This is a genomic window from Mycobacterium sp. P2_H7 (genome assembly GCF_056403275.1).
Genome location: NZ_JBFUFU010000013.1, coordinates 105,375 through 117,831, shown reverse-complemented (window position 1 = coordinate 117,831; position 12,457 = coordinate 105,375). Strand labels below are relative to the sequence as shown.

The window sequence follows — 12,457 nt, the reverse complement described above, 5'->3', positions numbered from 1 at the left end:
ATGTCTCACTCCCCCCTTTCGACCAGCGGACCACCCGGCGCGTTGTGCGGGTTCGGTGTGAAGCGCACATCCGGGATCATGGTCGCCGGATCGCGGCCCCAGGCCTGTTCCAGCGCCCGCAGCATGCCCGACACCCCGGTGCCCGACAGCAGCCCGTTGTCTATCGCGGACAACGTCAGGTCGATGGTCGCCGACGCGTTGATGTAGTCGCCGCGAATGGCTTTCGGCACGTTCTCGATGTTGAACGGCACCGTCAGCAGCAGCTTCAGCGCGCCCACCAGGTACGGCGAGGCCTTCGACAGCTGCTTGAGCGGACGCTGCAGGTTCACCAGGTTGGTGTGCAGGTTCGCGTTGGTGTTGCTCAGCGTGTCATCGGCGGCAGCCGACACCCGGCCCAGCGCCGTCACCGCATCGGCGAACAGATCCCGCGTTTCGGCGAAATGCTGGATCAGCGGCGGGAATTCGGTGAGCACCTGGTCCAGCGTGTCGTTGCGCTTGGCAACGACCGCCAGCAGCCGGTTGGTCGAGTCGATGGCGCGGGTGATGTCGGCGCTCTGCTTGTTCATCTCGTCGGTGAAGGTGTCCAGCCGGTTGAGGAACTCCCGGATCTGATCGGCCCGGCCGGTCAGGATGTTGTTGACCTCGTTCTGGATCACCTCGATGTTGGGGATGCCACCCCCGGTGAGGATGCCCGAGATGCTGGCCAGGGTCCGCTCGATGGTCGGGTAGGCCGACGAATTCTTCAGCGGCACCGTGTCACCGGTGCGCAGCGGCGTCGACGACGGATCCGGCGGGCTGTCCAGTTCGACGTGCTGCGAACCCAGCAGGCTGGTCTGGCCGATCTTGGCCAGCACGTTGGACGGCAGCTTGACGCCGGGCTCCAGGTCCACCGTCAGGGTGGGCACCCAGTTCTTCAGTTCGATCGACCGCACCCGGCCGACGAACACGTCGGCCACCCGGACCCGGCTGTTGGCGTTGAGCGCCAACGTTTCCGGCATCTGGATGTAGATGGTCGAATGCCCGTCCTGGGTTCCCGGCCCGCCGGGCAGTGGCACGTTGGCCACCCCGCGCCACTGGGAGCAGGAACTCAGCGCGACGGCGGCGACGGCCAGTGCGGCCGTACGGCGGCCGGCCTTCTTCCAGTCTCGTGTCAGCACTAGTTGCCCCCTCCTGCTTCGGCGGGCAGCGCCGGTCCGGCAGGTGCCGGTGCGGCGGCCGGGGCAGCGCCGGGTGGCGGCGCGATGGCGCCCAGCGGGTCACCGGGCAGGACGCCCGGCGCCGGGACGGGCGGGGGACCCGGCTGCGGGTACCACGGCGGTGGCAGCGGGCTGTACTCGTTGTACGCGTCCGGCGGACCGGGCAGGTTGCCGCCCGGGGGCACACCGAACGCCGGCGGTGCCGCGGGCGGAACGATATCCGGCCCACCCATCAACTCCGCCAACGATTCCGGGGTCAGCATGTTCTGCGTGAACGGCTGCACCTCGACGCCCTGCATGCCCGGCGCCACGACCCAGCCCGGCTCATGGTTGCCGTGCGAGAACAAGGTGTCGCGCGACCAGATGCCCGGCACGGTGGTGTCCTTGTAGCCGGGTGGCGGCTGCAGTCGCGGTTCGGAGTAGGCGATCTGTTTGGGCAGCGTCATCGCGGTGCTGGCCAGGTTCACGCCGAACGGCAAGAAGTTGAACTTGATCGCGTCCAGGATCGGCGCCAGGTACTGCGCGCACAATTCCGCGGACTCCTGATAGCCCAACCGGCTACCGGCCTGGATGGTGCTGCAGATGAAGTTCAACGGGTTCGAGAAGTTCGTGACACCCGGCAGCACCGGGACCGCCACGATGCCACCCTGGTTGGGCGACACGATGTTCACCACGTTGGACACCAGGTTCGGATACGCGTGCAGGCCGGTCTCCAAGCCGTTGCGCGGATCCGGTTGCAGGATCGTGGTGGTCACATCCGACAGGTTCTTGATGTCGGCGGTGAGCGGTTTGCCGTTCTCGTCGAGGAACTTTCGGGTGGTCGCGAGCACCTGATTGAGGTCCTGCAGGGCGTTGGCGACCTCACGGTCGGTGTTGGTGAACGAGTTGGTGAACTGTGCCAGGTTGTCGTTGAGCGCCACGAACTGCTGGTCGTTCTTGTACAGCGCATTGACGAACGTCGCGAGGCTCTTGATGACCGTCACGATGTCCCCACGGCCCTGATGCAGCGCATCGAGTGCCTCGGAGAGTCCCTGGATGGTCTTGTTGAACTGCTCACCCTTACCGGCGAAGCCGTCGGCGAAGGACTCGATGATGTCGCCGAACGGGCCCTTGGGCTGGTCCTTGGATGGGCCGAGGTCGGCAAGCAGGCGGGTGACCTGGTCACGGAGCTCGTCGTACTCGACAGGAATCTGGGTGCGCTCCAACGGAATCGTCGCGCCGTCGGCCATGGCGGGCCCGCCGGTGTAGGGCGGGGAAAGCTGGATCACCCGGGAGGCCACCAGGCTGGGGTTGAGCACCGAGGCGGACGCGTTCTCCGGAACCTTGTACTTGCTGTTCCAGTGGAAGACGACCTTCATCTTGTCGCCGTCGGTGGTGATCGAGTCGATCTTGCCGACCTGCACACCCATGATGAGGACCTTGTCCCCGGGGTACAGCGCGAGCACCTCGGGGAAGTACGCGGTGACCGAGGTTGTGGTCAGCTTCTTGAAGACGTTCCAGCCCACCACGCCGGCGCCGATGGCGACCGCCAACACGATGGCGGTCAGGACGACCGCCGTCCGGGAGAAGTGCGGCAGCTTGATGTTTCGGATGTTGAAGACGCTGGACATCTACTGCACCCCTCCCTGAGATCCGGGCGGAAGGAACGGCGGGTTACCGGGCAACGGCTCGGTGCCCACCGGCGGGACCTGCTGGCCGGGCCCCGGCGGGGGCGGCGGTCCGGGCAGGATCGTCGCCGGGACCGCGCGTCCGGGAATGTCGCCGGGGGGCGTGGGCACCCCGGGCGGACCGACCGGAACCTGGCGCGCGCCGGGCGGGCCGGGCGCGATGGGCACCGGGGTACCCGGCACGTCGGGCGACAACTGGCCGGGGATGGCCGCGGACGGGACACCGGGGCTGGGCCCCATCCCGTTCGGATTCGGGGCCGAGGTAACAACATTCGGCGGCGGGAAGCCACCGGGAACGGGGCCGTACGGTCCCTGGTCCAGATGTGCGCACGGCAGCGGGTCGGCGGGCGTCGGCAGACCGTCGGCCGGCGGCGTGTAGGAGCACGGGGATCCGGGTCCCACCGCGGGACCGGGATGCTCCGGGGTGCCCTCCAACGGTGTCGGCGCGGGTGGCGGCGCACCGTTCTCGAACCTGGTGCCGTTGGGGTCCGGGAACCGGAAGGCAGGCAAGCCGGAGTTACGCCAGAACTGTTCGGGGTCGATGCCGCGTTTCTTGAACGCCGCGTCGACGAACGGCTGCAGCAGCGTCGGCGGCAGCAGGTTGGCCAGCAGCACCTTGAAGTACGGGCCCGAGGCCAGCGCTTCGGCCAGCGAGATGATGAACTTGCCTGCCAGGCTGAGGGTGTCGGCCAGGTCGTTCTTGCGCTCGTTGAGGATGTTGCTCACGGTCTGCAACTGGGTGAGCACATGGTTGATGTTCGGGTTCTCGTTGATAAATCCCGAGATCTGCTGCGACACACTCGAAATGCGCTCGAGCAACATGCTGACGGCTTGACGGCGCTCATTGACGGCAGCCAGCAGGGTCTGCGCATTGACCAGCAACGCGTTCACCTGACCACTGCGGTCCCCGAGGACGGTCGCGATCTTGCCCGCGTTGGACAGCAGCGCCTTGAGTTGCTCGTCGCGCTTGCCCAGCGAGTCGGAGAACTCCTGCACGCCCTTGAGCGCGGCGCTCAGGTGCGGCGAGGTCTGATCGACGGTCTCGGACAACACATTCAGCGACTGCTTGACGGCCTTGGTATCCCAGCCCTGCGAGGCGCGGGTGACGTCGAGGAACGCGTCGTAGATCTGATACGGCGTCTGGGTCTGCTCCACCGGCAGGAACCCGCGCGGCTTGAGGATGGTGTTGCCCCGGGGCTCCACCTGAATGTTCTTGCGGCCCAGGATGGTGTCGGTGCGGATGGCCGCCCGGCTCTCGGTGCCGATCTGCCGGCCGCCGAGGGTGTAACCGATCTCGACCTTGTCGCCGTTGATGTCCATGCTGGTGACATCGCCGACGTCCACGCCGGCGATGCGCACCTTGTCGCCGACGCTGAGGCCGCCGGTGTCGTTGAACTGCGCGTAGTACGTCGGGACCGCGAACAACATCGGCACGCTGGTGAGGCTGGAGCCGACGCCTATGACCAGCGCGACGGTGAGCACACCCATCACGCCCTTACGGACCCGGTCAGAACCCTGGATCGTCCTCATTTCGGCGTGCACCTGCCTGACGGCTGGGTGACCACCCGCACGGTGCGGACCGGTCCGCCCGGTTGAGCGCCGTTGAGCTTCAGCGACAGGTCGCAGACGTAGAAGTTGAAGAAGTCACCGTAGAGGCCGCCGGCGCGGCCGATGATCTTCAGCGACGCAGGGATCTGCTGCAGGATGCTGTTCACCTCATCCTTCTGATCGATCAGCGGCTGTTGCGTCGTCTCCAGGTACCCGAGGGTGTCCCGCAACAGCGGCCGGTTGTCGGCCAGCAGGTCGCCCAGCGACCCGGCGGCATTGCTGATGTCGGCGACCGACGATGCGATCGGATCGGCCCGGTTCTTGAGGCCGGTGATCAGCAGCTCGAAGTTCTTCAACGTGTCGTCGAACTGGGTCTGGTGCTTGACGGTGGTGTCCAGCACGGTGTTGAGGTTGGTGATCACCTCACCGATGGCCTGGTCCCGGCTGGCCAGCGCGGACGTCAGTTCCGCGGTCTGGTCCAGGATGTCGCTGATGGTGCCGCCCTGCCCCTGGAAGATCGTGATGAGCGAGTTGGCGATGTTGTTGACCTTGTCCGGGTCCAGCGATTTGAACAGCGGACGGAAGCCGCCGACGAGCGCGTCGAGGTCGAGGGCCGGCTCGGTGCGCTCACGCGGGATGGTGCCCCCCGGCGGCAGGATCTTGTCACTGTCGCCGCGGCGCAGTTCCATGTAGCGGTTGCCGATCAGATCCACATAGCGGATCGCGGCGGTGGACTCCTGGAAGAGCTGCAGGTCGTTCTGCACCGCGAAATCGACCCGGACATGCTTGCCGTCGTCGATCAGCGTGACGTCCTTGACCTTGCCGACCTCGACGCCGTACGCGCGGACGAACTGTCCGCTGCGCAGACCGCTGACGTTGTCGAACACCGCCGAGTACCCGGTGGTCTTGTCGAAACGCAACTGGGCGAACACCACGAAGATGATCGCGGTGAAGGCGAGCAGGACCGCCGAGATCGCACCCAGCTTGAAGATCGTGCCTTTGATACTCATGCGGCTCCCTCGCAGGCTCGGGTCCCGCATGCCGTTTGGTCAAACGTTGCGCAAGCATCACGCATCTGCTGTCTATTCGCTCCGCTCATGGGTTGATCGTGTTCTCCCCCACCTGGCGGCCCCAGACGTATTCGGAGGCAAGCGGCTGGCCGAGCTCGAAGTGGTTGTACGGCGCAATGCTGGCGCCGGTGTCCATCACCAGGTAGGGCATCGGCCACAGATCCCGGGTGATGGGCTGCCAGCAACCCGGCCGCCCCTCCGGACCACCGCTGGCGTTGACACGCGGCAGGTTGTCCGGGAAGACATAGGGATTGCCCGCGCCGAGGAGTTCGGTGTTGGTCAGCAGCGAATAGCCGTTACCACCAAGGGCGGCAGCGAGTTTGGGTGCCGCGTCGTGGAAATTGCGAATGGTGCACAACAATTCGGGGCTGTAGTAGTCCAGCAGCTTGCTGGTCGGCAACAGATCCTGCGCACCGCGCACCAGGTACGGGCCGCCGCGCTCGAAGATGTCGCCGGCGTTGTTGCCGAACCCGACCGCCGACATCAGCGCCTGGTCGATGTTGCCGCGCTCCGCGTTCAGCGTGCGGGCCGTGGTGACCGCGTGGTCGAGGCCGTCGAAGAGGTTCGGTGCGGCATCGGCGTACACGCTGGACAGGTCGGCCAGACCCTGGGTGTCCCTGCGGATCTGGGGCATCCGGCCGTTCAGGTCGCCCAGGATGTCGTTGCCGTTGACCAGGGATTGGCCGAACTTGTCGCCCAGGCCGTCGAGCGCCTGGGCGGCGGCGGTCAGCGTCTGATTCAGCTTCACCGGGTCGAGCTGCTGCGAGATACCCATGATGGTTTCGAACAGCGTGTTGAACTCGGTGGTGGTGCTGCCCGCGTTGATGACCGCGCCGGGCTTGAGCTTGTCCGACGACGGGTTGGCCGGCGACAGGAACGAGATGTACTTGTTGCCGAACACCGTCGTGGCACGCAGTTCGGCGTCGACGTTGGCCGGAATCATGTTGAGGTACTGCGGTTCCACGTCGAGCAGCAGCTTGGCGCGGGACTCCTCGCCGTCGGTCACCACGCCTGCCGACTTCAGCCGGCCGATCGGCACACCGTTGAACGTGACCTTGGAACCCGGATCCATCGAGAGGCCGGCACGTTCGGCCATCACCACCAGTGAGGCCTTGCGGTCGAAATAACCCCGGAACTGTGCCCAGGTCAGGCCGAGCACCACGGCCACCACGAGCAGCAGCACGATGCCTGCCAGCTTGTAGGGCGGGCTTTTGGGCTTGTTCTCTGCGGTCATCGCGTCACACCGTGAGGTTGAAGTTCGGGTCGGTGCCGTACAGCGCCAACGAGGCGAGCAGCACCACCATCACGATCGCGATCAGCGACGTACGCATCGACCTCCCCACCGCTTCACCCACGCCCACCGCACCGCCACTGGCGAAATAGCCGAAGTAGCAATGGTTGAGCATGATGATGACCGACATGATGATGACCTCCAGGAACGACCACATGACGTCGTCGACCCGCAGGAATGTGTGGAAGTAGTGGTCGTAGGTGCCCGATGACTGGCCGTAGAACAGCGTCGTCACCGATTGCGCCGACAGGAACGACAACAGGATCGCCATGGCGTAGAGCGGGATGATCACGATCGATCCGGCGATCAGGCGCGTGGACACCAGGTACGAGATCGACTTGATACCCATGACTTCGAGCGCGTCGATCTCTTCGCTGATCCGCATGGCGCCGAGTTCGGCGGTGGCACCCGCGCCGACAGTGGCGGCCATCGCCTGACCGGTGACCACCGGAGCGACGACGCGAATGTTGGCCAGGGCGGCGAAGAATCCGGTGAACGCCTCGACACCGATGTTGCCCAGGGACGCGAAACCCTGGATGGCGATCAGTGATCCGGCCGACAGCGTGACGAAACCGATGATGGCGACGGTGCCGCCGATGACGGCCATGGCGCCGGTGCCCATGCCGATCTCGGCGACCAGTCGGAGGGCCTCGCGGCGATAGTTCTTGAACGCGTGCGGGACGTGCCCGACGGCGTTGACCACGAACCAGGCGACGTGCCCGATGCTGTCCAGGAAGCGGCCCGGCGCCCCGGCAAAACCGGAGGCGCGGCCGAAGGTGCGGGGGAACCGGGTCCGGAGAACCGCAGCGGTGCTCACGTGGTCGTCCCGAATCGCACACCGATCGTGGTCAGCACCACGTTCACCGCGAACAGCGCCACCACGCAGAGCACCAGCGTCTCATTCACCGCGGTGCCCACGCCCTTGGAACCGCCGGCCACCGTCAGCCCGCGGTAGCAGCCGACCAGGCCGGCGATCAGACCGAACAGCGTGGCCTTGATGACCGAGATCATGACCTCCGGGAAACCGGTGAGCAGGGTCAGCGTCGAGACGTAGGCGCCGGCGTTGACGTTCTGGATGTACACACCGAAGAAGTAGCCGCCGACCAGACCGATCGTGATGACCGCGCCGTTGAGTAGGAAGGCCACGAAGGTCGACGCCACCACGCGCGGGGCGACCAGCCGCTCGATCGGATCGATGCCGAGCACCTCCATGGCATCGATCTCCTCGCGCACGGTGCGCGCACCGAGGTCGGCGCAGATGGCTGTCGAGCCGGCACCCGCGACCACGAGCACGGTGACCAATGGCCCGAGCTGGGTGACCGCACCGAGGGCGGCACCGGCGCCGGAGACGTCGGCGGCACCGAACTCGGCCAGCAGGATGTTCAGCGTGAAGATGATGAGCACGGTCAGCGGGATGGACACCGCGAGTGTCGGGAGGAAAGCCACCCGGATCAGGAACCAGCTCTGGAGGACGAATTCCTTCCATTGGAAGGGCCGCGTCAACAAGGCTTTTCCGGTCAGCACGCACATCTTGAAGAAGCCACCGACCATGGTCAGGGGCTTCTCAAGCTGATCACGGAAGTAGTCGACCAGGCCGTTACTCGCCGTCACCCTTGCGTACTCCTGTCGAGATCGTCGCGATCTTCACGGAGCGGCATCACGTACTGCACGTCCCCTCCCTGCCCATTCCGGCCCCGACCCCGAACATGTGATCCCCGCCTCCCTACTGGTGGGTAGTAAGACGGACCACAGGACTGTACCCGATCCGGTACCGGCGGTGTTGGGCAAATGATTTATTCACAGTGCAACTGTTAGCAAAGCCCCGCCGATTGGTTACTTGTTCGAAGATGTGCTAGAAACCGTTGCCGCACTAGAACTTTCGTGGGCGTCAATCACGGTTTCGGCGCCGAAGAGCGTGCGCAGTTCGGTTTTGAGCACCTTTCCGGACGGATTGCGGGGCAATGCGTCGACGATCTCCAGCGCCTTGGGGTGCTTGTAGCGAGCTAACCGCTCGGTGAGGAATTCGTCGAGTTCGGCAAGCGTCAGACCCGCCGCAGACGCAGCGACCACAGCGACCGGCACCTCGCCCCACTTCTCATGCGGGCGCCCGATGACGGCGACCTCCACAATCGCCGGGTGAGCAGCCAGGACGTTCTCGACCTCGGCGCAGTAGATGTTCTCGCCGCCCGAAATGATCATGTCCTTTTTACGATCTACGACCCAGATGTAACCCTCGTCGTCCTGGCGCACCAGGTCACCCGAGTGGAACCAGCCCCCGGCGAACGACTCGGCGGTGGCCTTCGGGTTGTTCCAGTAGCCGGACATCAGGGTGGGTGCCCGGTAGACGATCTCGCCGACCTGGCCGACGGGGACGTCGTTCATATCCTCGTCGACGATGCGCGCGGAGACGGTCGGGATGACCCGGCCGACCGAACCGAGCTTACGAATGGCGTCCTGGCCCAACAACATACACGTCACCGGGGACATCTCGGTCTGCCCGAACGCGGCCAGGATGTTGGCGCCTGGGAACGCTTCGGCCATCTCTCTCAGCAACGTATCGGATGCCGGGGCGGCACCCCACGACAGGACGCGCAGCGCCAGGTTCCGCGCCTTGGCCCGCTGCGCGGCGCAGACGGCCTGCCACTGCGCGGGGACCAGGAAGATCCCGGTGACCTTCTCCGCCTCGAGCACATCCAGCAGTGCGCCGGGGTCGAACGCGCCCAACGGATAGAGCACCGTCGGGCGGCCGAGCAACAAGCCGGTGATCATGTTGCCGATCCCCGCGATGTGGAACAGCGGGACGCCGATGAACCCGATGTCGCTGTTGAGGTCGGCGCCGTTGGTGAAGAGGTGGGTCAGGGCCTGGCCGGCGATGTTGGTGTGGGTGAGCACCGCGCCTTTGGGCCGCCCGGTGGTGCCCGAGGTGTACATGATCAGGGCGGGCGAGTCGTTCGGGATGTCCACCGGCGCGGGGGCGGCACCCGACTCACCGATGAGGTCCTCGTACCCTTCGAGGCCATCATTCGGGGCGTCTCCGGCCACGATGACCGCGGCCAGCCTCGCGTCGAGTCCCCGCACGGCCGCGGCGACAGGCGCCAGCACGGGTTCGGTGATGATCACCTTGGCATCGCAGTCGCTGACCAGGAACGCGATCTCCGGCGGCGTCATCCGGAAGTTGACCGGCACCGCGATGGCCCCCAGCCGATTGGCGGCCAGGAACGACTCGATGAACTCCGGGCGATTGAGCATCAGGATGAGCACCCGGTCGCCGAAGCACACGCCGCGGCGCTGCAAGGCGCCGGCCAGTGCCGTCACCCGCTGATCCAGCTCACGCCAGGTGGTGGTCTGGCCGAGGTAGCGCAGTGCGGTCTGTTCGGGCTGCATGAGCGCATGCCGGGACAGCTGGTTGGACCAGTTCTGCTGACGGGCGAGATACGGCTGATCGGTGGGCAGCGGTGCAGCGGTCAACGGGAGCGCCTTTGCAGTCGTGGGGTTGCGCGTTCTTGATATTTGATCAAATCTAATGTCGTCGCGGTCACACTATGACGAGAATTGCCCGCAGACCAACCTCGAGCACCCGGAAAGGCAGCCCGCCCCCACCGTGAACGCACCCGCCAAGCCTCTCTCGTTCAGCCGTCGCGAACAGCTGTCCGACGAAGTGGCCGCCCACCTGCGAGCGGCCATCATGTCGGGCACCCTGCGGCCGGGCACCTTCGTGCGGCTCGACGAGACCGCCGCCGCGCTCGGCGTCAGCATCACCCCGGTCCGGGAGGCGCTGCGCACCCTGCGCGGCGAGGGCATGGTGCAACTGGAGCCCAACCGCGGTCATGTGGTGTCACCGTTCACCCGGGATGACATCGCCGATATCTTCTGGTTGCAGGCCACCATCGCCACCGAGATCTCGGCGTCCGCCGCGACCCGCATCACCGACGCCGAGATCGACGAGCTGTCGCTGCTGACCGACGCGCTGGCCGCCGCCGTCGCCGCCGGTGATGCCGAAGCAATCTCCATGGCGGAGTTCACGTTTCACCGTGCGTTCAACCGGTCCGCCGGCCGGATCAAGTTGGCCTGGTTCCTGCTGCACGCGGCGCGCTACCTACCGCCCAATCTCTACGCCGCCGACCCCACCTGGGGCGCCGACGCGGTGGCCAACCACCGGGAACTGGTCGAGGCCCTGCGCCGCCGGGACGTCGATGAGGTGGTGCGCCTGACACGCAGCCAGTTCTCCGACGGTGCGCGGCGACTGACCGGGCGGCTGGACGAACTGGGCCTCTGGACCTGACTCAGGCGCTGAGTTCCTCGGCGCGCTTCTTGAGGTTGCCGGCCAGATGCTCGAGCGCGTCGCCGGCGATCTTCTTCACCATGAGCGACGGGATTCCGGGCATCGACACCTCGACATCCATGTCGACGGTGAGCAGCGATATCGGGCCCATCTCCACCACCGAGAACAGCTGTTCCTGTTTGGCGAAGATGTCGCCCTGCTGCAGCACAGTCTGGATCTGGTTGTCGCCCGGGTAGTAGACCGCCTGGATGAACGTGCTGGCCATGCCCTGGATCTTGGTGTCCAGCCGCAGCTGGCTGGGGCGTCCGTCCTCGTAGCGCGCCAGGATCCACAGCCCGGTGATCTCCTCGTTCCACTGCGGGTAGGCCTCGAAGTCGGCGACGATCGCCATGATTGCCGCGGCGGGTGCGGTGACTTCTTCGGTCTTGCTCACGATGGGCATCGGGCGATTCTATAAGGCGGTGAGCACACCGATCCGGGTCGCGGTCCTCGATGACTATCAGAACGTCGCGTTGACGATGGCCGACTGGTCAGCCGTCACCTCGCGCGCGGAGGTGACGGTCTTCGACGATCACCTCTCCGACGAGGACGCACTGGTATCCCGGCTGGCGCCGTTCGACGTCGTGTTCGTGATGCGTGAGCGAACCCCGTTGCCGCGCAGCGTGCTCGCGCGACTTCCCCGGTTGGGGTTGATCGCATCGACCGGCAACGCCAACGCGGCGATCGACGTGACGGCGGCCGCAGAGCTGGGCATCCACATCAGCCACACCGGCGGATCGGTGGCGTCGACGGTCGAGCTGACTTGGGCGCTCATCCTCGCGGCCGCACGCAACCTGGTCGCCGAGAGCCAGGCGGTCGCCGACGGCCGATGGCAGATCGGGGTGGGCCGCGAACTCGAAGGCCGGGTGCTCGGAGTGCTCGGCCTGGGTCGCATCGGGCCGCGGGTGGCGCGGATCGGGGCCGCGTTCGGGATGGACGTGGTGGCGTGGAGTACGAACCTGACACCGGATGTCGCCGCGCAGGCTGGTGTGCGATACGTGCCGCGCGACGAGTTCTTCGCCTGCTCCGATGTCGTGACGGTGCACCTGAAACTCGGTGACCGGTCCCGCGGCCTGGTCGGGGCCGCCGAACTCACGGCCATGAAGCCGACCGCCGTTCTCGTGAACACCTCACGCGGTCCGATCGTCGACGAGGCCGCCCTGATCGACGCCTTGCGCTCAGGGTCGATCGCCGGCGCCGGCCTGGATGTGTTCGATGTCGAACCGTTGCCGGCCGGCCATCCCCTGCGGGCCATGCCGGGTGTCGTCACCACACCGCACCTCGGCTACGTCGCCGACCGGCCCTATCGGATCTTCTTTCGGGACGGTGTCGCGGCGATCGCAGCCTGGCTCGAAGCTCGCTGA

Annotated in this window: 11 protein-coding genes; 2 read left to right on the top strand and 9 right to left on the bottom strand. The window is 66.2% G+C overall.

The features are described from left to right. Window positions 1-5 precede the first annotated feature (5 nt). The 8 genes from AC1DY7_RS21040 to fadD5 all read right to left on the bottom strand — a co-directional run bounded on the left by AC1DY7_RS21040 (window position 6) and on the right by fadD5 (window position 10,240). A complete protein-coding gene (locus tag AC1DY7_RS21040) occupies window positions 6-1,157 on the bottom strand; it encodes a virulence factor Mce family protein (protein WP_477495655.1) in 1,152 nt (383 codons plus the stop codon). Beyond that, window positions 1,157-2,806 (bottom strand): virulence factor Mce family protein, encoded by a 1,650-nt coding sequence (locus AC1DY7_RS21035; protein ID WP_477495654.1) that lies wholly within the window; start codon window positions 2,804-2,806, stop codon window positions 1,157-1,159. Before AC1DY7_RS21035 ends, AC1DY7_RS21040 begins: the two co-directional genes overlap by 1 nt. Beyond that, window positions 2,807-4,393 (bottom strand): MCE family protein, encoded by a 1,587-nt coding sequence (locus AC1DY7_RS21030; RefSeq protein WP_477495653.1) that lies wholly within the window; start codon window positions 4,391-4,393, stop codon window positions 2,807-2,809. Further along, window positions 4,390-5,421 carry an MCE family protein gene (locus AC1DY7_RS21025; protein WP_477495652.1) on the bottom strand — a complete coding sequence of 344 codons (1,032 nt, stop codon included), beginning with the start codon at window positions 5,419-5,421 and terminating at the stop codon, window positions 4,390-4,392. Before AC1DY7_RS21025 ends, AC1DY7_RS21030 begins: the two co-directional genes overlap by 4 nt. An 85-nt stretch (window positions 5,422-5,506) precedes the next feature. Further along, a complete protein-coding gene (locus AC1DY7_RS21020; RefSeq protein ID WP_477495651.1) occupies window positions 5,507-6,715 on the bottom strand; it encodes an MCE family protein in 1,209 nt (402 codons plus the stop codon). 4 nt (window positions 6,716-6,719) lie between these two features. After that, window positions 6,720-7,496, bottom strand: a complete 777-nt coding sequence (locus AC1DY7_RS21015; RefSeq protein WP_477495729.1) for an ABC transporter permease — start codon at window positions 7,494-7,496, stop codon at window positions 6,720-6,722. A gap of 89 nt (window positions 7,497-7,585) precedes the next feature. After that, window positions 7,586-8,323 carry an MlaE family ABC transporter permease gene (locus AC1DY7_RS21010; protein ID WP_193585081.1) on the bottom strand — a complete coding sequence of 246 codons (738 nt, stop codon included), beginning with the start codon at window positions 8,321-8,323 and terminating at the stop codon, window positions 7,586-7,588. A gap of 282 nt (window positions 8,324-8,605) precedes the next feature. Next, the gene (fadD5, locus tag AC1DY7_RS21005; RefSeq protein ID WP_477495650.1) at window positions 8,606-10,240 is read right to left on the bottom strand and encodes a fatty-acid--CoA ligase FadD5; all 1,635 of its coding nucleotides are present in this window, start codon (window positions 10,238-10,240) and stop codon (window positions 8,606-8,608) included. Between the two features lie 133 nt (window positions 10,241-10,373). Between fadD5 and AC1DY7_RS21000 the strand changes: the two genes are divergently transcribed. Next, complete coding sequence (locus AC1DY7_RS21000) at window positions 10,374-11,054, top strand: GntR family transcriptional regulator (RefSeq protein WP_477495728.1); 681 nt, start codon at window positions 10,374-10,376, stop codon at window positions 11,052-11,054. A 1-nt stretch (window position 11,055) separates the two neighbouring features. Here AC1DY7_RS21000 and AC1DY7_RS20995 read toward each other — a convergent pair whose 3' ends face one another. Then, window positions 11,056-11,496 carry an SRPBCC family protein gene (locus AC1DY7_RS20995; protein ID WP_477495649.1) on the bottom strand — a complete coding sequence of 147 codons (441 nt, stop codon included), beginning with the start codon at window positions 11,494-11,496 and terminating at the stop codon, window positions 11,056-11,058. On the opposite strand from AC1DY7_RS20995, the gene AC1DY7_RS20990 reads away from it, so the two are divergent. Further along, complete coding sequence (locus tag AC1DY7_RS20990; protein WP_477495648.1) at window positions 11,489-12,457, top strand: D-2-hydroxyacid dehydrogenase family protein; 969 nt, start codon at window positions 11,489-11,491, stop codon at window positions 12,455-12,457. The genes AC1DY7_RS20995 and AC1DY7_RS20990 overlap by 8 nt on opposite strands.